This window comes from Methanolobus sp. ZRKC2 (assembly GCF_045291185.1).
Lineage (GTDB): Archaea > Halobacteriota > Methanosarcinia > Methanosarcinales > Methanosarcinaceae > Methanolobus.
The window spans coordinates 519694-541714 of record NZ_CP146980.1 but is presented as its reverse complement, the minus strand read 5'-3'; the positions used below and the strand labels follow the sequence as shown (position 1 = coordinate 541714).

The following is a 22021-nucleotide window of genomic DNA, read 5'->3' as shown; positions in this document are numbered from 1 at the left end:
ATAAAAGGTTCTTTTGTATTATATCATTTGCGAAACATCTTTCGTATAATTCTATGTTGTTTATTGAAAATTGAGGAAGAATCAGCAACTGTCGAACTATATTGCGACAACGACTTTTTAAGTGAAGAGTTCTATATGTACAAAATGATCCGGAATCAATGCGCCGGGTCTGCTATAAAAAACGGAGAATAAGAATGAGTAACTTTTCAATAGGCATGGATGGTATCGTTATTACAGACATGAGTGGCGATGCTATCTTTGTTCCAAAAAACTATCTTTCGATTTTTAAGATGGAGCTTGAAGGAATTGATTCCGACAACCCTTTTGGTACGATGTCTGCTTTTGGATTCTTAAACATGAGTTTCACGGATTCAGGAGTGCATGTAGCTGATGACAAAGAAGGAGTATTTTTATCAAAACAAGATGCTGATAGTCTTCTCGAGGAACTGAATGATTAAGGCAATAATGGTTATCTTAATAATGGTATAATTGGCAGTGGTGAGTTTACTGCTGCTGCTTATTTTTATATCTTGAAATCGACTATCTTACCATTATAACTCTTTATTTTCTTCTTTTTTATCTTTGCTGCTACTGGGTCTTCATGGTTTACAGGAATTACGAATCTGAAAGTGCTCTCCTTTCGCAGTCTGATTTCAACCTATATTCAAAATAGTTTATGGCTTATCGCCGATTACACAGTTGAGTGGGAGAGTAAATGTGAAAATGCTGCCTTCTCCAACTTCACTCTCAACCCAAATATTGCCATTGTGCATCTCCACAAATTTTTTCACAAGCGCAAGACCTAATCCGGTACCTTCGTATTCGCGTGTCAGGTAAGGATTAAGCTGTTTGAATGGTTGGAAAAGTTTTTTCATATCACTCTTCGAAATTCCAATTCCTGTATCAGTTATGCTGACCTGAGCAAATTCTCCGGATTTTCTTGCTTCAATTGTCACATTGCCCTTTTTAGGAGTGAATTTAATAGCATTGCTTGTAAGATTGTAAAGGATCTGCTTGAATTTGGTTTTGTCTGCATCAATCTTATCCAGGTGAGAATCAACTTTGACATTCAGCCGGATATTTTTCTTTATTGCAAGAGGATATATTACTGTCTTGATTTCATCAATTGAACTGGAAACATGGAATTGTTCATAGTCCAGTTCCATCTTTCCTGCTTCAACTTTTGAAAGATCAAGGATATTATTAATGAGATTTAAGAGGTGCTTACCTCCTTTTGAGATATGAATTATGTACGATGCCTGTTTTTCATTCAGGTTACCAAATGTTTCATCAAGCAGTATGTCCGAAAAACCTATTATTGAATTCAAAGGGGTTCGAAGCTCATGGCTCATAGTAGCCAGGAATTCATCTTTGCTACGGCTGGCAGCCTCAGCAGCAATTTTAGCACTAAGTAATTCCCTTTCAGCCTGCATACGCTCACTGACATCCTGAATTGTTCCTATGATCACATTTCTTTCAGCATAGTATTCTGCAACGGAGTGTATGTCGAGTACTATGCCATCGGTTTGCCTTTTGATTTTGAATTGTATTTCATAAGGTCGATTTTTTTCTATAAGGTCACTCAGTAGTTTGTCCATAATTGAACGATATTCTGGCAATGGTACTTTTTGTATTCTTTCAATAGTGAGTTTTTCACCTTCAAGGCCATATATTCTTCGTGCTTCATCAGAAGCATCAACTTTGCCTGTGCTAAGGTTAATTTCCCAACTTCCGACACTGCTTACTTTTTGTGCAGTGCGAAGTTGCATTTCTTTGCTTCGCAGTTCCTCTTCCGCCAGCTTGCGCTCAGTGATATCATGAACTATAAAATAGAGTAAACGTCGTGAATCAAGTTTCATGGGACCGCAGTAAACCTCAACATAGCGGATTGTACCATTTGCAAGGCGGTGTTTGAAGAAGAAATAGTTTCTCTGTTCAACCGCAGCTCTTTCGATCTCAGCTTCGATCTCTTTAGCTGATAATGAGTTTATCTCATCGATCTTCTTAGAGCTTATTTCTTCAAATGTCCAGCCATAATACTTACATGCTGCCAGGTTTGCATCTACGATATAGGAGGTATCAGGATCTACAAGGAGGATAACTGCATTATTTTCCTTAAAAAAGGACTTGTACATATCATCTTCAGAGAATACTGAACTATCTTCATTTCTGGTATATTGAAATTTTTCCTTTTTCATGCAACCTCGGCAAGCCAGTGTATGGATTAATAATGAAAATCTGTTCTGTCAGACCGAATGAAATCAGGTATTCCAAATTCTGATAATTATTTGAATTAACAGATATTTGGAAGATATTTCCTGTATCTTTATTCCATATAATAGATAAATTACGATGTTGAATGTATTTAAATGTGTTCTTATCCAGTTAGCATTAAAAAAATGCATCATTGAGTGCTCTCAAGTCTGTTCTGCTGGAAATTAGTTTTATATAGTATGCTAATAAAATTATTACTATTGTATGCTTATTGTAGCTAATTGATTTCTGAGTGGGTAATCAGCCAGGTGAACAAACTACATTAGAATAGAGGAGAAAATGAAGAAACAATTACTTGATGTACTTTTCATGTCGGAAAAAAGAAAGAATGTACTCTTGTTACTTCAGGATGGCATGAAAGAGACAAACACTCTCCTGTGTTCTTTGGAAACAACCCGTCAGGCGTTGCTTCCTCAGATCCGTATTTTGGAAGAGAGCAAGCTTGTAGATCATCGGGATGACACTTATGAGCTTACGACGATCGGTCAGTTGGTAGTTGAGGAAATGAGTGCACTTGTGGATACTGTTGAAGTTCTCGATATCGATATTGCCTACTGGGGAGAACGTCAGCTGGATTTCATTCCTCCTGATTTATTCAAGCGCTTGAATGAACTTGGTTCCTGTAAAGTGTTCATCCCCGACATGACTGAACTACATGAAATCAATAAAGAATTTTTTGAAAAAAGCAAAGAGTCAAGAAGAGTAACTAAGGTAATCACATTTTTATATCCTAATTTTCCGTCTATTTATTCTGAATGGATAGCTAGCGGTTTGTATATATCATTAATTATTAGTGCAGAATTATTTGAAAAAATACAAGAAGATAATTATGAAGAATTCAGAGGCTACCTTAACAGTGGAAAGATGGAATTGTTCGTATATTCTGGTGAAATTAAATTCCTGTCTTTCGGATACAATGATCACTGTGCTTCTTTCAAATTACTAAGAAAAACCGGTGACTATGACAGTAAAGAGCTCCTATGCTGTAACCCTGGTGCAGTTAAATGGTGCAGAGAACTCTGTGAGTATTATAAAGCAAAATCCACGCCGATTACAGATATATAAAATTCTTGACAGGAAACTTTTAAAGATCACAGGTTTCATCCTGTGTCTTCATTTTCCTAATTTCGTTAGCTTTTTAACTATACAGGTACTCCTTGATCTCTTCCTGGCAATTACCTGAAGATGAATCAATGCTTTCCATGAACATCTCTGTATCTATTGGAGCAGTTGAACTCATAAACTCAAGATTAGACTCTTGAAGGGCTTCGAGGCCTATATCCTCGTAAAGTGTAAAAGTAAGTGCGAATGCCTTTTTGTAACCAAAATCAACTTCTTCCTGTGTCATTGAATCAAGACTTTCGGGTGTGCTCCATTCTGTGAGCGGAATCTCGTACTGTGTTTTTAAAGTGTCATATTTTTGCAGGAAACGGTCCTTCCTTTCTTCAGCTTTTTCCGGTGTGATCTGATTCAGGACAATATACGTGTAAAGGTCCGCATATCCCTCGTCCATCCAGAGCTGGTCAAAGTCACAGGCACGAGTCCAGTAATGTGCGAGTTCATGAATGAGGATTTCATTACTTGATGTGTGTAACATCCATATCCCTTTACTTCCTTCATTATAACCTCCATAACCGCCGGTCTCCGTAATGTTGGCCTGTGTTATAGTTATGTTATATGATACGGGATATGCTACTCCCCAGGTTTCTTCCAATATTGGAAGGCTTTCACTTGCAGTATTCATCATGTTTTTGGCCCATTCTTCTTCCCCTTCCCAATATCTTATAGTGACATCAACGTTCTTTTCCTGCAATTGAACAGTCTCTTTGAGAATGGAGTAATCAGTGTGTCTGGCAGAGTTTACAAGACAGGAACCTGACCATTCCTGCCCTTTTTCAAATTTATAAACATTCGAATACTTCTTTTCTTCCAGTTTATAATCTTCTCTTGTCAGGTGGGTATCAAAATCAGATGGAATTTCCAGGCTAACAGCCGTATTGTCACCATACTCACTCAGGTAGAAAACAGCTGTATTCTTATTTATCGTCAGGTCATATTCAATGCAAAATGTGTAGCTCTCTTCGTGCCATACTTTCCTGTTGAAATTAAACACATAATAACCTGCCTTATCCTGGTTGAAATACAAATTGTCCTCCTTGTCATATGACCTGATATTCCTGGCACTTTCCGGAAGATAATAATTGTAAGTTGAATAGTAACCTTGCCAGTACTTGGTACCTGGATTGTTGTTAAAAAAGACGATTTCCTTTGTTACGTGGACGATCTCCTCTTCAGGCATGACTTTGTAATGCACGTTTACTTCCGTGATGATATTGTCACCTGCAGTAGTACTATTACTACCTGCCATCACGAATGGAGTACATGCCAGGCTGATGATAATTAAAAGCAAAAAACAGTTTCCTTTTAATTTCCCGTCCATTTCTCTCACACCACTTGTGAAGAAATGAATTATTGTACAGTATTTAATATATTATGGCAATATATAATAAAATATGTTCACGTTTCAATTGTTTATGTACATAAACTACTTATTTATGGATAAAATTATAATATTATGTATAAATATATAATGTCTATGTTCATCCTATTCTTTGTGGTGTGATGTCTACCGTTTTTAAGAGTAAACCATTTAAACAGGAAGCTCTATGTTGGATGCTTGTGGAGATGCTCTTATGAAATACTGGCAGCCAAAGTATGAAACAATGAAAAAGGATGAATTAGTGGCATTGCAATCAAAACGTTTGAAAAAGACGGCTGCATCTGTTTATAATAATGTGCCATTTTACAGAGAAAAGTTCAGGCAGCTTGGAATAAAACCGGATGACATCAGGTCGGTTGCTGACATAAGTAAACTTCCAACTACCCGGAAAACAGATCTCCGCGACAATTATCCTTTTGGGCTTTTTGCTGTTCCTAGAAAAGATATTATACGTATCCACGCCTCTTCAGGAACAAGTGGAAAAGCAACTGTTGTCGGATACACAAGACAGGATATAGAGACCTGGTCCGACCTTATGGCAAGAAACCTTACAATGGTGGGACTTGGTGAGGATGATGTGTTCCAGAATGCCGTAAACTATGGTTTATTCACAGGTGGCCTGGGCTTCCATTATGGTGTTGAGAGAGTCGGTGCAATGACAGTGCCAAGCGGCACAGGTAACACGTCCCGCCAGCTTGAAATGATGATAGACTTTGGTGTTACAGCTCTGCATTGTACTCCTTCTTATGCTCTTTATCTTGCGGAGACTGCACAGGAAATGGATATTGTTGACAAACTTTCATTGAGGGTAGGATGCTTCGGTGCGGAACCCTGGTCCGCAAATACCCGAAAACAACTTGAAAGTGCTCTTAACATAAAGGCATATGATTCTTACGGATTATCCGAGCTCATGGGACCCGGCGTGGCTTTTGAATGTGAACATCAGGACGGTTTGCATTTGTGGAGTGACCATTTCCTTGTTGAGGTGCTTGATGAGGAAGGAGAACAGGTTGCTGAAGGTGAAAAAGGTGAACTTGTATTGACATCTCTAACAAAAGAGGCTCTGCCAATCATTAGATACCGGACAGGTGACATTACACGGCTTCTTGAAAGTGAGTGCGGATGTGGCAGAACGACAACACGTATATCCAGGCTGCTTGGAAGAGCCGATGATATGCTTATTGTAAGGGGTATCAATGTATTTCCATCGCAGGTCGAGGATGTCATAGCAAAAGTGCCTGAAGTCACGGAACATTTCCAGGTCTTACTCGACAGGAATCAGAAAATGCTGGATGAGCTGACAGTAAAAGTCGAACTCGAAGAAAATGCGTTCACCGGCGAACTGAAAGACTTGGCTTCAGTAAAAAGACATGTTGAGAATGAATTAAAAAGTGTCCTGAACATAAGGACTAATGTCGAACTTGTTGAAAAGGGAACTATCCCGAGGACTGAAGGTAAGTCAAAAAAGGTCATAGACAGAAGAAATGCGCTCTAAGTTAAATTATACTGATTAAAAGGTGACCAAATGCCACATGTAATGGAAATTCTGGGACGTGCAAGAGTAGTTGTTGAGGATGGCAAAGTTGTTGAAGTGGGTGAACCGCAGGTAAAATGGTGCCCTATTTTTGAAAAAGCACGGGGTATCCAAAATATCACCAAGGAAGAGGTTCGTAAAAATATGGAATTCCGTATCCGGGATTTCGGACTTTTCACACCGGAACGTCAGCTTGAAATGAATGTCTTCGTCGGCTTCGGTGCATCCGAAGTAATGATGACCGGATTGAACAGGGGTATTATCGATACTACTGTAACAGTTTGTGATGGCGCAGGGACTGTTATCACAAACAATCCTTCTCTTGTCCAGGGCATGGGAGCGCGTATTTCAGGATTAGTCGAAACCGAGCCCATTGATGCAGTAATAAATGGTATTGCCGACAGAGGTGGCATTGTTCTTGATCCTTCAACAGCCAGCATAGATCCTGTAGGTGGAGTAAAGAAAGCTGCACAACTGGGGTACAAAAAGATTGCAGCGTCAGTTGTCTTCCCTGAAACAGCAAGAGAACTGCGTGAACTTGAAAAAGATCTCGACCTGGAACTGACATTAATCGGTGCTCATGTAACAGGGATTGATGCTGCTTATACCGCAGAGTTATTGAAACATCTGGACATTGTGACAAGTTGTGCTTCAAAGTGTATCCGTGAACTTGTGAAGCCATTGGTACAAGTCGGGAATGCTGTTCCTCTTTTCGGCATTACTCAAAGAGGCAAAGAGCTTCTCCTTGAAAGAGCAAAAGATGTGGAATCTCCCTTACTTGTAAGCTCTACAAAGTTACCTTCCCTGCCGGAGGAGAGGCAGCCAAAGGAACTGGTTTAGATTTTAGAAACCAGTTTTAGTTTTTTAATCTAAAAGTTTGAGTGAATCTTTTTTTCTGTAAGCCATTCCATTGAAGATCGCAATGGTGTCTCCTTTGTCATCTTTAATGATAACATCATAAGTGGCAATCTTGGGATTGATAGAGGTTTCCTTTGCTTCTGCATAGAGGCATCCTTCACCCACAGCTTTTACGAAGGAAATATCACAGTTGATAGCTACAGCAACAGTACCATGAGAATTAGATGCAGCTGCAAAAGCCATGTCTGCAAGTGTGAATATAGCACCTCCGTGAACAGTTCCAAGAACATTCAGATGTCTTTTTTCAATCTTCATTTCGGCCTTTGCGTAGCCTTTGGAAACTTCAATTAAGCTCATACCTGAGCTCTTTCCAAAATTCTCCTGCTGGAAATACTTCAGAATCTTGTCCATGTTTAATCTCTTCTTTATTAGAAAAATGTTATGAAAATAGTCTTAATCTTTCATCTTACAAATTTGTTCTGACATAGTTCGGATATTAATTTTTAGGTTATCGATACTTTCGGATTATAAATATACAGATTAATCATGAGAGAATATTTGTAATATTATTTTTACTTTAGAATATGACGATAAACCATGATAGACTCCTCCCTTTTGTCAGATTATTTCTGCCTTTCCATAGATCATAAGAATACTGTTGTGCAAAGTTTCCATATATAATCGTATTTTCAATTTCCCTCACTCATTCAAACATGTAAGGTTTATTGATGTCGATTTCTTCAAAAAATTCCTTTTTTGGATTTTGATGTTCCTTTTTCTATCTTTGTTCGTATGGTATAGAATAAAATGATTAATCGTGATAAATTAGACAAAACTATAAATATCATAGACTCCAACAATATCATGATCAAACATGACGGAATACCACGTTGACCATAGTGCTTCCAACTTTGCAACGCTGATAGTTTCTCTATTGGTCTCACTCTTCGTGTATTACTCCTACCTGAGTTATCATGGAGTCTTGTAATAATCTTCTGTACCACAAAAAGGGGTGAGTGTAGGGTTGGGATAAGGATTGGAAGCAAATGGATATATTTCCATTTGCTTTTTATTTCATTGTTCCTGCTAAACGTTATAATTCAAAATGGTGCTGTTGAGCCCATAGCAGATAAGATCGAAGATAGACTGAGGAGCTCAAAGATTAATCATTTCAGTATGTTTCTTCGTCCCTGTGATTAAAGCCTTTGGTATAGTCAAGATAGTATGCTTTCACGGGTTCCACTTTGAAGAGAATATATTCTTCTGTTGCTGGCATCTCCGACATGGAGGGATATTTGTCCATCATTAGGTGTCGTGCCTTTTCGGCTTCTTTCATATCCTTGACAAGAGATGCTTTTCCTTCCATCTGTACTCCCTTTATTTCCTTTACATTCACATCATCTTCGTCAACTGTGAATGCAACGCTTGGATTACTCATCATGTGAGTGACTTTTTGGGTACCTTTTCTGGTGGTAAAGTAGACTTTTGCCCCTTCAGAAGCATATGCCATGGTATGGACCATGGGTTTGCCTTCTTCATTCACTGTTCCAAGGTTCAGCCAGTTGTGGCTGGAAAGGTAATTTGATATTTTCTTTCTGGTTTCTTCAGACATTTCTAACCCCCGAATCTCTGAATAGCTCTAACGCATACTACTTAGTTCAAGATGGGTTAAATAAGCTTTGCAGTGCAGCGCTTCATTTTTTTTCCACTGCAACACCTCTATCGATGTCTGCATAAACCTTTGTAAACTGGATCATAATCGTCACTATGATTGCAGAATAATATATCCACAGAAAAATTGCAATCATAGAACCAATGCTTCCATAGACACTTGTCGGATCACTAATGCTAAGATAAAGACTGAAAACGTATTTGCCTATAGTGATTAAAAGAGCTGTCATGAAGGATCCTGTTAGTACATATTTCATATCCAACCTGGTCTCAGGAAGAACCCTGTATAGATAAATGAATATCATGAATAATATAAAAAAATTCAGGATGAGGCTAGTGTACTGAATAATATTCACAGATAGTGGAAAAAGTGAATTGAGCCTTCTGGAAATTTCGAGTAAAGCAAATTCGAATGCAGTTGTAAGTACGATTATCAAAACAAATGCAAATACTGCAACAACGGATGCCAGTCTTTTTTTAATAATATCTTCATACCATGTCTCGTGATGATATTCGACATTCCACATTCCATTGATGGTTTTTTGAAGCTGGCGGAACAGATTCGTTGCAGTCCAGAGAAGAAGTAAGGAACTAATAATCAATCCTAAAGTAGTGGTTCCTGTAGTTGGAAGTTGCCCGAAAAGGTCATTCAATGTATCTACGGTTGTCTGACTTGCAATAGTTGAGACGTAAGCAATGATCCTATGCTGAAGAGCCTTCTGTTGTAGGAACATACTTCCAAGCGAAAGCGTAAAAAGTATCAGGGCAGGTAAGCTCAGTAAAAAGATAAATGCAAGGGCTGCGCTGTCGGTTATTCCATCATAATCGCTCCAGCGGCGGTATGTTTCCATGAATATGTCTTTAATTTTACTCATGGACTCCTGTCCCCACTCATATTTGCATTTTTGATAATATACTTTTATGCATTGAAAGCTGATTGATTACGATTGTTTCTTTTTCTCAGAATAGATTTTCTATTGCTTATTCTGGTCTGAAAAGAATGAGCTTGCAATCCGGTTTGACTTATATCTATTTCAACTTGCCAATGAACAAAATTAGTAAGGCAAAGTTAATTTTTATTATATACAACTAAATAGGAAGCTTTTTGTATGTATGCTGCTATCAAGTGTCATAGCTCAGAATAAAATAGATAAGCAGTTTCAGAATATTCATTAGAAACAAAGAAATTTCATGTTATAAAAGTAAGGTGAGACACCTGACAAACCACCACGCTTTCGGTGTCTCTCTCCTTGCCAATCCGGAATTACCCCGATGATCCGGACAGATATGTACTAACCGCGGCTTTCCCTAACCCGCAGTAGCAAGTAAAACCTGTTTTTATTTAACCTAAACCCTGTTTAATTGGAGGCGAAGCCACATATTTCAATGGCATTGAAAATTCAATCGCCTACATACGAACAAATCTTGCTTTTGATGGCTACAAAAACGCATTTCATAATTATATCATGAAACAATTATTTCAAGTCTATAGTACATCCTCATCCCCCAGATCTACATCAAGCACAGGCAAATCCACAATTTGCCCGGTACCATCATAACATTTCCAGTTCTTGTGGCCATAAGGATGACCCGCAATAATGTGTCTTGTACCTGTTTTACTAAACAGTCTAAGATCGGCTTTTGATGGACGAATAATTGAACTGGGGTGGCTGTGCACTGAGCCTACAGCCGAAGTATTGGGCATCATGAAGAGCTTCAAGACGGCGTTACTTTCGCTTGACTCCGTTCCGGGAAGAAATAATACATCGGTTATGATGCCATCCTCTGCCTCAAGAAGACCTGCAAACTCATTGGGATAGGTCGATCTGCTGACCTCCAGAATGAAATCAAGGGTATCCTTGGCGATGCCTTTGATCTCGATGTTCTTTATCATAATAATGCATTGTCACGACTGCTTATAAGATTTCTCGAAGCATCAGATCAGGATATTGTCAATAGATGTTCATACTAAAAGCAGGTAAAGGATTCCGGATATCAGTGCACCTGCAAAAGTTGCAACGAAATTAACTCCGCTGTTAGAAAGCATCCCTCTTTTCTGCAGGGTTGCACCCAGCAGGCTGTCAACGTTTGTCCCTAAAAACCCTCCTGCTGTGGTTATCAATATCACCATTGAAGCATCTTCAACCCTGCAAAATAGCACGGGAAGTATTCCTATTACCATAGAACCCAAGAGTGCTGCGATCTCTCCTAAAACAGTTACTGCTCCGTCGACTCCGGTCTGGGTTGGTTTGAGCGTGGTTATCATAATGGGTTGGGAGTGAGCGGTTGTCCCTATCTCACTTGCAAGTGTGTCTCCTGTAGCTGTAGCAACAGTTCCAAGGTATGCAAAAATGATCAGTTCCGCATATTGCGGGTAGATTCCATATAAAATAGCCAACACCAGGGCAGCTGTGCTATTGCTGAATACATTCTCATAGCTCCGGACACCTCCCTTGGATTGTGCAAGACCAATGGACTCCTTATATTTGTATTTGTATTTGGTAAATATTCCTCCGAGTATGAAAAAAGTGAGCAAAAGAATAAACCAGAAGATCTCACTGAAGACTATTATGAGTACTCCCAGCAGTGCCGCACTGAAAAGTGCAGAGAGGTCAGCTATTTTTGTCCTGTAGGCAAGGTAGCCGAGGACCAGGGAAAAAATAAGAGCAATGAACATCTGGGATGGAGGTACTGAAAACCCGAAAGAATGGAACATCCACATAACCATTCCCGACCCCAGAGGGACCGAGAGATTATCATCAACTTTTGAAGGGATGGATTCAAAAAGAGCAGCTGTAATTGAACCTATCACAGCAACAAAGAATATCAGATTCCTGCTTACGCCGCTACCTTCCCAGCTTACGATCCATAACCCGGCAATATATGCCGCGATAATACCAACCCCAAGCATGACTATGCTGGAAGGAAGAAGATAGTGTTCTGACCCGGTTTCGTTAATATTTTCATTCCTGATCATCTGTAATTTCTTGCGGTGACGGATAAATGTAGCTGCACTGCTTCCAAAAGTAGATATTGCCATGGCCCCACCGATCACATATAAAGGTAAGGAGAATGATGTTAATTCAAGCAGCAGACTGATCAGAAGCAGTATGAATAATGACAGGGTCAGATTCTGGGCACTCTTAATACCATCGTTAATATCATCGGTAAGCATTTGCCTTGAGCCCGGAAAAGGTTTCTTATAGAGATACTTTTCGATAGGCGGATAATCCCTGAAATTTCCCAGTATGATCATCAACAGCAAGCTTATCATTAAAAGTGTCAGGGTGCTAAAGAATGGAAATGCAAATATAAGTAAACCAAAAGCGGCATGAATCATTTGGCGTCTGTATTCATGTTCCATCTTTTCCAGGCTTTCAGGGATTATATGCATAGGCATCAATTCGTTTTTGGTTTATTACTTATGCTTTGAATACTAGATAAAAGTATAAATCAATAATGATTATTTCAATATGTTTTTCGTGAAACTCTGTTTTGTAGAAGTATGTATGCTTCAATTTATATATTTTCATTTCAAAAGACTTTTCACCCAAAAGCTGAAATGTATATTTTAATCAGGTTTAGTCTAAGGTGAAATAAATATACCAAAATAAGGGAAACCTATTGTTCTACTCCGTTAAAAAGCCTGAACAATTTCTCTCTGGAGAACTATTTATATCTTAAAAATTCAAACTTATACGGGAGCTGTAAAATGAATGGAAATGCTGTGATAGAAGCAACAGATGAGAATTGGGACGAACTTATCGAGAATCAGGAAAAACCTATGGTAGTTATGTTCTACCTTCCGGGATGTGTTCATTGTAAAGAGATAGAGCCGTATTTCATAGAATATTCAAATGAGTTTAGTGGCTTGTGTACTTTCGTGAGGGTTAACGGGCTTTTTGGTTCCAGGACTGCCGGGAGATACGGTGTAAAGGGAACTCCTACTTTCAAGTTCTTCTGCCGTGGCAGGCCGATCAAGGAAGAAGTTGGTATGGTTTATCCGTCCATACTGCGAAAATCCATTGAAGAACTGATAAAACATGGTGACGAATGCGTATTGCATACAACCCCTTTGCCGGATGAAATTTCACCTTACGAATAAATTTTGCAGACCGAATTATTTTAAAAGCCTGCATTCCTTATTCATTCTGCACATGATCCGAGAATGCAATGCTTCCGACCTTGAATTTTTACCTCTGCTAAATCCCCCGGAAAAACAAGAAAAAAGCCCAGACTACTATTTTATTTTCAATGATAGGAAATTATTGCTCATATCCGAGAACAATAACATAAGACTGCCTCTGGAAGATGACATAATGTCTTTTGGGGCAAAGGTTCAAAGAAGGCAGTATCTTGGTGAGTTACGGGAATCTTCGTGCTTTACAGCTGAAACAACTGATTGTTTTACTGAAATTGAGAATGTTATCTTTGAGGATATAAGAAAATTACCGGACATTGTCGGAGAATCATTTGCGTCTGTCGCAGGCAGGGCCGTCCATTTGCTGGAGTGGGATAACAACACACAACATTGTGGTCGATGCGGTTCAAAAACTTCCAGGAAGCCTGATGAAAGGGCAAAGCAATGCCTGGAATGTAACTTGCTGTTCTTTCCAAAGATCTCACCTGCAATTATTGTCATGATCGAAAAAGAGGATAAAATCCTGATGGCCAGATCGCCCCATTTCCCTCCGGGACGTTATGGTCTCATAGCAGGTTTTGTAGAACCAGGCGAGTCTATTGAAGAAGCTGTTGTAAGGGAAGTTATGGAAGAGGTAGGGATCTGCATAAAAGATATATCGTATTTCGGAAGCCAGCCCTGGCCATATCCGGATTCCCTGATGATCGCTTTTACGGCAAAGTACCTGAAGGGTGAAATACAATTTAATGATGGGGAGATAGAGGATGCAGTTTGGTTCAGGCATTATGAAATCCCTTACGCCCCTAGAAGTAACAGTATTTCCGGGAAACTGGTAGATTATTTTGTGTCCAAGCACAAATAGTGATGTAAAAACGTAAATCAGGTATCAGTGCTACTGTAAAAGTAAAATTCATTAAGCTGGACCTTGGACTTAAAGCTCGGATTTGATCATACATTTAAGTCTTTGCTTACACAAAGATAATGTACAATGCCATTTTTATGCACATATTATCTATTTAAGTACTATTAAACATCATCTTATCCTGAGCACAAAAAGGTGAGTGGCTTGATACAAAAAAATGTCTTATATGTGTTAGTCTCTTTGTTATTTTTATCTGTATTCGTACAGAATTGCGCAGCTTTAAGCTCTTCAGGAGGAGGAGAATGGAATTATTCGGAAGATATCACTATCAGTGAAAAATCCGGCCAGAAACTAGTCAACTACCAGGTCCTTCTGATCCTGGATAGCTCCAATTTCGATTTTTCCAAGGCTGAAGCTGCAGGTGAAGATATTCGTTTCACATCCGGTGATACACAGCTTAAATACTGGATAGAAGAATGGAATCCTCAAAAAGAAAATGCCCGTGTCTGGGTAAAAGTGCCTTACATTCCTGCCAATGGAAATGTGAAGATAAAGATGTTCTATGGTAATTCTCTTGCAGGTGACATGAGTTCAGGAACTTCTACTTTTGAGCTCTTTGATGACTTTAACGGTTTCAATGTCAACTTCGGCAAATGGGACCAGTTTTACACCGGTGGAGGTGAGATCGATTTAACCAATGGTATGCTCAAGCTAATAGTACCAAAGTTCCATCCCGAAGATGTCTCACAAATAAAGTCAGATGATGATTTCCCGGTTAATTCGATGTTAGTTGTCAAAAGAAAGAAGGTCACTACCGGAGAGGATAGTCGCGGACCCATAATACAGCAGGGTTTTGTTGATCCACGAAATGAAAACCGAAATCAGGTGATTGTAAGTACTGAACTTGAGAACGAGACCGATGTATCCTGGATTCTTAAAAACGATAAAAGTGATGCGCGCTACATCCCGAGGGACTTGGCCGCCCTTAACGTACCTGAAGATACCTGGTATACTACAGGAGTTGCCTGGTATGTTGAGGATGAACTTGGAAGGGTCGCATTCTTCAAAGATGGTGAAAGGGTCAGCAAAATGGATATAGCATCTACTGAAGAGCAGAATTATGTGCCCCTGGAAGACATGAAGGCCTATCTTTTTGCAAGCACATACTCCGATAATTCCAAGAATCTGGGTTATGCAGCCTTTGATTATGTATATGTGCGCAAGTTCGTCCCCGATGAGCCTGATGTCATCATGGCAGCAACTGCAGCTCCAGCGGAACAGGATGATTCACAGATCACACCTGTGCCTGTAAAGATTAACATTACTACCCCTGATGGCAAAATAAATGCAATAAAGATCTTTGACACAGCAGACTACAATGATTCTACGATTGTGGATTTAAAGGATAGTGGTCTGAATATGATTATGCTCAGAGTTGATCCGGGCAACATATGGAATCTTGAGAGATTCGTAAAAACTGCTCATGAAAATGAAATGCAGGTCTATGCGATGGTACTCAATGTTCCGGAAGAAGCTGCAGAAGAAAATTCATCTTCAATGATGGAAACAGTCGATGCGATTGTTGATTATAATAAAAAGTCCTTAGCTGGTTTTGACGGAATAAGTATCGCATTGAATCCATGCGATCAGGATGTAGAAGGAGCATGTGAAAACAATCTCATGCTGGTTCAAGAGATACGTGAGAATACAAATAGTACTCTGCCAATCGCAGTAGATGTGCCATTCTCATATGAAAAGTCGGCAATCGGAGAGTTTTCTGATTATGTTGAGCTATTTGTAATTCTTACCTATGATGCTGAAGGTAATTCTCTGGATTCAACTGCTGATATCGTTGATTCCGTTGCGGCTAAAATGGGTGAGATCAGAGCAGCAGGAGGAGATGCACTAATAGGCATCGCAATTGGTGATGACTTTATGGTGAATGAAAGTGCATCGGAGTTGCTTGAAGGACTGCAGGTCTATTATGCTGAAGATTCAGCATTCACGGGTACTGAGATAGTCGTATACAGTGAATACCTTAATTATGCTGAGGTTTCCGATGCTAATGAAGAGAGTAGCCCTATACCTGGTTTTGGTATTGTGCTATCATTTGTTGTATTGCTGGCGTTGGCATTTATCGCAAGAAAAAGATGATGTGATGAGATCACATCATTCATTTTTAATTTTGATCCTGTTTTTTTTGTGTGCATGTGCTTTTGTTTAACTTCTATTCTACAATTCTGACGATTTAATCTCAAAGTGATCTGAATCCTGGGCCTATGTCCAATAATGATTTTACTACAATCCTATCTGCTATCCCACCTTATATTCTGCTATTAGTTGTGGGGTATTGATCTTGCTTGCCGGTGCGTTTGTAATTTACAGAAAGAAAAGTGGTAAGTAATCCCATCCACAAAAAACAATTGCTTAGATATATATGCCAGGAGTTACAAAATATTTTGAAATAACTACAGGTGACAAAAAATGCACTATGGACTTGGGATTGATGCAGGCGGGACATATACTGATGCGGTAATCGTCAGAGGTTCTGACGGTGCGGTTGTTGATTCAAAAAAAGCTTTTACAACATATTCTGATCTACAGAAAGGCATCAGGAATGTACTGGATGCCCTTGATCAGAACTTCCTGAAGGATGTGAACCTTGTTTCGGTCTCGACAACTCTTTCAACCAATTCATTACTTGAGGGAACGGGTGCCTCTGTGGGACTCATACTTGTAGGAGAACACATAGTTGAAAAGGACCTTCCCACAGATCACGTTCAGTGGATATCCGGGGGACACGACACCAGAGGTGATGAAGAGTATTCTCTGGACCTTGCTTCTGTACGGGAATTTGCATTGCAGACTAAAGATAAGGTTTCTGCATATGCTGTTTCAGCATACTTTGGTGCACGTAATCCGGAACATGAGTTGAAAGTAAAAGAGACCATAACTGAGATTACCGGAATGCCTGTAGTTTGCGGACATGAGCTGTCACAGGAACTTGGTGCATATGAGCGAGCTGTTACGGCTATCCTGAACGCACAACTCATACCTATAACGTACCATTTCGTAAATTCAGTAGTGGAAGACATTAAAAGCCGGGGCATTGAAGCAAGGATGCTTATGCTCAAATGTGACGGCTCTGTCTACAACATTGAAGATGCCCTCGAAAAGCCTATAGAGACTATTTTTTCAGGGCCGGCAGCTAGTCTTCTGGGGGCTTCCTATCTTTCAAGGATAGAAACATGCGCCGTTATTGATGTTGGTGGAACCAGTACGGATGTTTCTATGCTGTATCACGGAGTGCCCGAGATAAGCTCTTCGGGAGCCGTTGTCGGTGGATGGAAGACAAGGGTCAGGGCAATGAAAATGGAGACATCTGCAACCGGTGGAGATAGTCATGTCTGGGTCAGGGATGAAAGAATTTGTGTCGGTCCCAGAAGAGTGATCCCTCTCTGTGTCGCTGCCAGTATATATCCCGGTTTTAATAGCAAACTCAAAAGAGGTAAATTAATTTCCAGAGGTCTGCTGGATGAAAACTACCAGCCCACGAAGTTTTTTGTGGCAACGGATTATCAAGCTACGTCTCTTGGTAAGCAGGAAAAGGCAATTCTTTCTGTCATGGGAGAAGAACCACTTTCCATAAATGAAATTGCCCTGTCTCTCAAAAGAGAACCTTCCTCGGAGGTTTTGGATTCTCTTATAAATAAAAGGTTATTGCAGGCAATAGGCTTCACACCTACCGATGCTCTGCATGTTCTTGGCTTATACAATGAATGGAATACTGCAGCTTCGGAGATGGGAGCTATTAATCTTTCAAGATATGCCCGGCAAGGTAAGCATGAATTCTGTATGTCTGTAAGAGAAACGGTTGCAAAGAACCTGGCTTCAGATCTTATGTCTTTTATTTTACCACACCATCCACCGGACATGATCGCAGATCTTCTAAGTACTTCTTATCCGGCAAAGTTCAAGGTAGAGATTCCTGTAGTATTGCTTGGGGGACCCGTGAAAGCATATGCCGATGAATTAAGGTCTGTCATTGATGCGGAAGTGATTGTCCCGGAATTTGCAGAGGTCGGTAATGCAGTGGGTGCCCTGGCAGGTAAAGGAGTTAAGAGAATAGAGATATCAATTGTCCCAACTTCAATACAAAATCCCGATGAAGATTTCCTTGTATTTTCTCCGGTTGGCCGGAAACGTTTTCAAACATACGCAGATGCTGTGGAGTTTGCAAGCGACCTTGGAAAGAAGCTTGTCCTGGAATATGAAAAGAGGTGCGGCATACTCAAAGAAGACACCAAGATAACTCTTTCCAGAAAGACCCATTCCCCGGATAACTGGTCCCATCCTCCCCTCGAAACCAAAGTTATTGTCGTGGGCGTTGGAAATCCTATGATGGTGCTTAAGGAATAGGTAAAGCACACACAATTAAAATTGATGCCTTAACTGGAGAGGCAACCACCCGGATAAATGTATAAGCATTGCGCCTTAAATATAAACAATGGACAGATTCATCAGACTTCTTAAGGAATCAAAACATTGTGTTTTCCTGAGTGGTGCCGGCATTTCTACACTTTCGGGGATTCCGGATTTCAGGGGGAATAATGGTATTTACAGGAAGTTTGATGCTGACAAGATATTCGATATTGATCATTTCCACGCCGAGCCGGAGTACTTTTATTCTCACTCCAAGGATTTCATCTATAATGTTGATGAAAGAAATCCAAATATAATTCATTATGTTTTATCAAGGCTTGAACAGCTGGGACTTGTCAGATCTGTGATAACACAAAACATCGATCTCTTACATCAGAAAGCCGGTTCAAGGAATGTTATTGAAATACATGGCTCCCCTAAAGAAAATACCTGTCTCTCCTGCGGAAAAATCTTTTCTTATGATCATGTTGCAAAGATAGTTCGGGAAGATCAGATTCCAAAATGTGATGAGTGCGGTGGCCTTGTAAAACCCAATATAACCTTTTTCGGAGAAATGCTTGACCAGAAAGCTATCATGAAAGCAGTGGATGAAAGCTCTTATGCTGATCTTTTTGTAGTCATAGGTTCTTCACTGGTAGTCCATCCGGCAGCAACCCTGCCTTTTTATTCGATAAGGAATAAGGGGAAATTAGTGATTGTGAACAATATGCCCACTCCTCTGGACGAACATGCAGTTCTCAGATATAAGGACCTGGGTATGTTCTTTGAATATCTTGATTCTTATTTCAGGGATACAAAATAACTCTTCAGGCTTTTTTTCTCCTCATCCGGGAGATGATGCCATCGAATTCCCCTGATGGCTCCCTCAAGTGCATACAATTTGTTAATGCAGGATGTTTCATCGATTAGCATGATTCTCTTAAAAGCTTCTTTGCTACCAATATCCATTAGTTCTTCGGCATTACAAATTCCTGTTTTTTGAAGTTCTTTTTCAAGTTTTTTGCCTATATTGGGAAGACTGCTTAAGCTGTTCACCAGATCACTTTCTTTTTGCAGGATTAAAATTTATGTTTTTGATGACTATACAAAAGTTAATCTTATTATTTTATCCCTGAATGAAAGTGAAACTAAAATCTTAAAATGTGGAATTGATATAATTAAACTGGAAGTTGGAACTTCCATTAACTTCTTTTAAATAGGATGATCCTTTGATCAAAACAAAGTGCGAACCATCCTGTAACATTTATTCCGGGTACTCAAAAGTAATTTCCAGTACACCATTCAGGCAGGTTGACTTAGCCGTTGACGGCTCAACTCTGGTTGGCAACCTAACGATTTTTGACTGGCCCACTCCGTCAATGATCATATTGATTTCAACTTGCATGTCAGAAGCAAAATATTCAATGCAGTCTTCATCGGCTCCCAGATCAGCAATCAAATGCACTTTGTCACCTGTTTGCTGGACTTCAATGAAAGGATCTTGCTTCAGGATGTAGAAGTTACCTTCTGACTCCTCTTCATCGTGCTGTTTCACAGGTTTTCTCCCCTCAAAACCAAAGATTGTCGGATTCTTTCCAGGTTGATTGATTATAGTAAAACCATGTACGACGGATTCATCATTTTCATTTATGGCATCGTCAAACATGTCCAGTATGTGTTCAATCAACTGGTCAATCGTTTCTATCTTTTTTTCATTGGACTCATCGTCATTATCATGACGTCTTTTATCGTCCATTGTTTCATCTCCATTTAAATATGCGTTTTCTTCATTTATATGAGTATGCTTATATTATATATTCGTTCTATTGTATACGAACAAGTTCTATAAATAGTATACGTCTTCAAAAAAATAAGATGCCTGGATAAATCCAATCAATTATTTATCTGTGTAATAACTTCTAATGGACTATATTAGCTTACAACACGAGGAAAATTCAATGGTATCAAAGGAACTGCCTTTCACGCAAGAAAAGATCAAGGAGATAATCTCTGAATACCCGACTCCGTTTCATCTTTACGATAAGGAGGGTATTCTTGATAATGCAAGAAAAATGAAGGAAGCTTTTAGCATAGTCAACGGTTTCAGGGAATATTTTGCAGTGAAAGCCTTACCGAATCCTTATATCATGAAAATCCTTAAAAAGGAAGGCTTTGGAGCTGACTGTAGTTCCATGGCGGAACTCCTGCTGGCAGAAAAAACGGGCATTACCGGTGAAAATATAATGTTCAGTTCCAATGATACTCCTGCTGAAGAATTTGTCAAGGCAAAAAAACTTGGTGCTATTATAAATCTTGATGATATCAGTCATATTGAGTACCTTGAAGAAGTTGCAGGTCTGCCTGAGCTTGTATGTTGTCGGTATAATCCTGGTTCTCTTAAGAAGGGAAATACTATTATTGGCAATCCTGAGGAAGCAAAGTATGGTTTTACACGAGAGCAATTATTTGAAGGCTACAAAATAATGAAGGAAAAGGGTGTCAAAAGGTTCGGACTTCATACAATGGTTGCATCCAATGAACTTGAGCCTGAATACTTTGTTGAAACTGCCAGAATACTATTCGAGCTGGTCGCTGAGCTTTCAAATGAGCTTGACATACGTTTTGAGTTTGTGAATCTTGGTGGTGGCATCGGTATTCCATACAGGCCGGAACAGGAACCTGTACCCTATGAAAAGATAGCAACAGGGGTCAGGGATGCATATGATGAAAATATCAGAGCTAATGGGCTGCATCCGCTTAAGATATATCTTGAATGCGGAAGAGTGATAACCGGACCTTACGGATATCTTGTGACTACTGTAAGGCACCTTAAGCAAATCTATAAGGATTATGTAGGTACGGATGCCAGTATGGCTAATTTGATGCGTCCGGGTATGTACGAAGCCTACCATCACATAACTGTGCTTGGTAAAGAAAATGAAGAGTTGACTCATCTATACGATGTTACCGGTTCTCTTTGTGAGAACAATGACAAGTTCGCTATTGACAGGCTACTTCCGGAAGTTGAGAGGGGTGACATTATTGTGATTCACGATACCGGGGCTCATGGTCATGCAATGGGCTTCAACTATAACGGCAAACTAAGATCTGCTGAGATACTGTTGAATGAAGACGGCAGTTTCATGCAAATCAGAAGAGCTGAAACAATTGATGACTATTTTGCAACACTGGATTTTAAGGATCTGAATGACTTTTAATAATACAAACCAGACTTTTCTTTCATGAAGGATACAGCATATCCTTCATACATTATTTGTTTTTATATTACCTATTGTTGTCGATTTTTCTTATTTTAAGTTTATTTTTTATTTCTTTTCTCACTATAACTATATGGATACATATGAAAATTGAAACAGGAAAGCGGGTAGAACTGATAGATATTACGGAACATGTACGTGATCATGTAACACAAAGCGATGTGAAGCAGGGTATATGTGTTATCAGTACCAGGCATACAACAACTGCTATCATAGTAAATGAAAATGAAGCGGGACTTCGGGATGACATCCTTTCACTTCTTGAAAGATTCGTCCCGGAAAATGTGAGTTATGCACATAACAGGATAGATAACAATGCCCACGCTCATCTGAGAGCTGTCCTTCTTGGTAGCAGTGAAACTTTACGCGTTATCAATGGTAAACTTGTGCTTGGTACCTGGCAAAGTATATTTTTTGCTGAGCTTGACGGCCCGAGAAAAAGAATTGTTGACATTACAGTAATTGGAAAGTAAATGATGGC

General features: G+C 39.5%; 20 protein-coding genes. 11 read left to right on the top strand and 9 right to left on the bottom strand.

Annotated elements, in window-relative coordinates; all coding sequences use genetic code 11:
- The first annotated feature begins 194 nt into the window (after positions 1-194).
- Positions 195-458, top strand: a complete 264-nt coding sequence (locus V7O62_RS02620; protein WP_406657465.1) for a hypothetical protein — start codon at positions 195-197, stop codon at positions 456-458.
- 216 nt (positions 459-674) lie between these two features.
- Here V7O62_RS02620 and V7O62_RS02615 read toward each other — a convergent pair whose 3' ends face one another.
- A complete protein-coding gene (locus V7O62_RS02615) occupies positions 675-2198 on the bottom strand; it encodes a PAS domain-containing sensor histidine kinase (RefSeq protein WP_406657464.1) in 1524 nt (507 codons plus the stop codon).
- Positions 2199-2553: 355 nt separating this feature from the next.
- Here V7O62_RS02615 and V7O62_RS02610 point away from each other — a divergent pair, with 355 nt between their 5' ends.
- A complete protein-coding gene (locus V7O62_RS02610) occupies positions 2554-3339 on the top strand; it encodes a helix-turn-helix transcriptional regulator (protein ID WP_406657463.1) in 786 nt (261 codons plus the stop codon).
- Positions 3340-3412: 73 nt separating this feature from the next.
- Here the strand turns inward: V7O62_RS02610 and V7O62_RS02605 are convergent, their stop codons facing one another.
- The gene (locus V7O62_RS02605; protein WP_406657462.1) at positions 3413-4714 is read right to left on the bottom strand and encodes a hypothetical protein; all 1302 of its coding nucleotides are present in this window, start codon (positions 4712-4714) and stop codon (positions 3413-3415) included.
- 253 nt (positions 4715-4967) lie between these two features.
- Here V7O62_RS02605 and V7O62_RS02600 point away from each other — a divergent pair, with 253 nt between their 5' ends.
- Positions 4968-6269, top strand: coding sequence for a phenylacetate--CoA ligase family protein (locus tag V7O62_RS02600; protein WP_406658323.1), 1302 nt, complete (start codon positions 4968-4970; stop codon positions 6267-6269).
- Positions 6270-6299: 30 nt separating this feature from the next.
- Positions 6300-7148: a methanogenesis marker 8 protein gene (locus V7O62_RS02595; RefSeq protein WP_406657461.1), complete on the top strand. Its 849-nt coding sequence runs from the start codon at positions 6300-6302 to the stop codon at positions 7146-7148.
- A gap of 24 nt (positions 7149-7172) precedes the next feature.
- On the opposite strand, the gene V7O62_RS02590 is transcribed toward V7O62_RS02595, so the two are convergent.
- The 5 genes from V7O62_RS02590 to V7O62_RS02570 form a co-directional block, all read right to left on the bottom strand.
- Complete coding sequence (locus V7O62_RS02590) at positions 7173-7577, bottom strand: PaaI family thioesterase (RefSeq protein ID WP_406657460.1); 405 nt, start codon at positions 7575-7577, stop codon at positions 7173-7175.
- A 760-nt stretch (positions 7578-8337) separates the two neighbouring features.
- On the bottom strand, positions 8338-8778 hold the full coding sequence (locus tag V7O62_RS02585) for a pyridoxamine 5'-phosphate oxidase family protein (protein WP_406657459.1): 441 nt from the start codon (positions 8776-8778) through the stop codon (positions 8338-8340).
- An 82-nt stretch (positions 8779-8860) separates the two neighbouring features.
- Complete coding sequence (locus V7O62_RS02580; RefSeq protein ID WP_406657458.1) at positions 8861-9712, bottom strand: YihY/virulence factor BrkB family protein; 852 nt, start codon at positions 9710-9712, stop codon at positions 8861-8863.
- 611 nt (positions 9713-10323) lie between these two features.
- Entirely contained in the window at positions 10324-10731 is a 408-nt protein-coding gene (locus V7O62_RS02575) for a Mov34/MPN/PAD-1 family protein (protein ID WP_406657457.1), read from the bottom strand.
- Positions 10732-10800: 69 nt separating this feature from the next.
- The gene (locus V7O62_RS02570) at positions 10801-12231 is read right to left on the bottom strand and encodes a DUF92 domain-containing protein (RefSeq protein ID WP_406658322.1); all 1431 of its coding nucleotides are present in this window, start codon (positions 12229-12231) and stop codon (positions 10801-10803) included.
- 318 nt (positions 12232-12549) lie between these two features.
- Between V7O62_RS02570 and V7O62_RS02565 the strand changes: the two genes are divergently transcribed.
- The 5 genes from V7O62_RS02565 to V7O62_RS02545 all read left to right on the top strand — a co-directional run bounded on the left by V7O62_RS02565 (position 12550) and on the right by V7O62_RS02545 (position 19085).
- Entirely contained in the window at positions 12550-12942 is a 393-nt protein-coding gene (locus V7O62_RS02565; RefSeq protein WP_406657455.1) for a thioredoxin family protein, read from the top strand.
- 52 nt (positions 12943-12994) lie between these two features.
- Positions 12995-13840, top strand: a complete 846-nt coding sequence (gene nudC, locus V7O62_RS02560; RefSeq protein ID WP_406657454.1) for an NAD(+) diphosphatase — start codon at positions 12995-12997, stop codon at positions 13838-13840.
- 204 nt (positions 13841-14044) lie between these two features.
- The gene (locus tag V7O62_RS02555) at positions 14045-15994 is read left to right on the top strand and encodes a DUF2341 domain-containing protein (RefSeq protein ID WP_406657453.1); all 1950 of its coding nucleotides are present in this window, start codon (positions 14045-14047) and stop codon (positions 15992-15994) included.
- A 330-nt stretch (positions 15995-16324) separates the two neighbouring features.
- Complete coding sequence (locus V7O62_RS02550; protein ID WP_406657452.1) at positions 16325-18259, top strand: hydantoinase/oxoprolinase family protein; 1935 nt, start codon at positions 16325-16327, stop codon at positions 18257-18259.
- A gap of 88 nt (positions 18260-18347) precedes the next feature.
- Positions 18348-19085 (top strand): NAD-dependent protein deacylase, encoded by a 738-nt coding sequence (locus V7O62_RS02545; protein ID WP_406657451.1) that lies wholly within the window; start codon positions 18348-18350, stop codon positions 19083-19085.
- On the opposite strand, the gene V7O62_RS02540 is transcribed toward V7O62_RS02545, so the two are convergent.
- Both V7O62_RS02540 and V7O62_RS02535 read right to left on the bottom strand, forming a co-directional pair.
- Positions 19064-19318, bottom strand: coding sequence for a TfoX/Sxy family protein (locus V7O62_RS02540; protein WP_406657450.1), 255 nt, complete (start codon positions 19316-19318; stop codon positions 19064-19066). The two genes, V7O62_RS02545 and V7O62_RS02540, sit on opposite strands and share 22 nt — an antisense overlap.
- A 208-nt stretch (positions 19319-19526) precedes the next feature.
- Positions 19527-20018: a hypothetical protein gene (locus V7O62_RS02535; protein WP_406657449.1), complete on the bottom strand. Its 492-nt coding sequence runs from the start codon at positions 20016-20018 to the stop codon at positions 19527-19529.
- 202 nt (positions 20019-20220) lie between these two features.
- Between V7O62_RS02535 and lysA the strand changes: the two genes are divergently transcribed.
- Together lysA and V7O62_RS02525 are read left to right on the top strand one after the other, a co-directional pair.
- Positions 20221-21480, top strand: coding sequence for a diaminopimelate decarboxylase (gene lysA / locus V7O62_RS02530; RefSeq protein ID WP_406657448.1), 1260 nt, complete (start codon positions 20221-20223; stop codon positions 21478-21480).
- 143 nt (positions 21481-21623) lie between these two features.
- Positions 21624-22013 carry a secondary thiamine-phosphate synthase enzyme YjbQ gene (locus V7O62_RS02525; protein ID WP_406657447.1) on the top strand — a complete coding sequence of 130 codons (390 nt, stop codon included), beginning with the start codon at positions 21624-21626 and terminating at the stop codon, positions 22011-22013.
- The last annotated feature ends 8 nt before the right edge of the window (positions 22014-22021 follow it).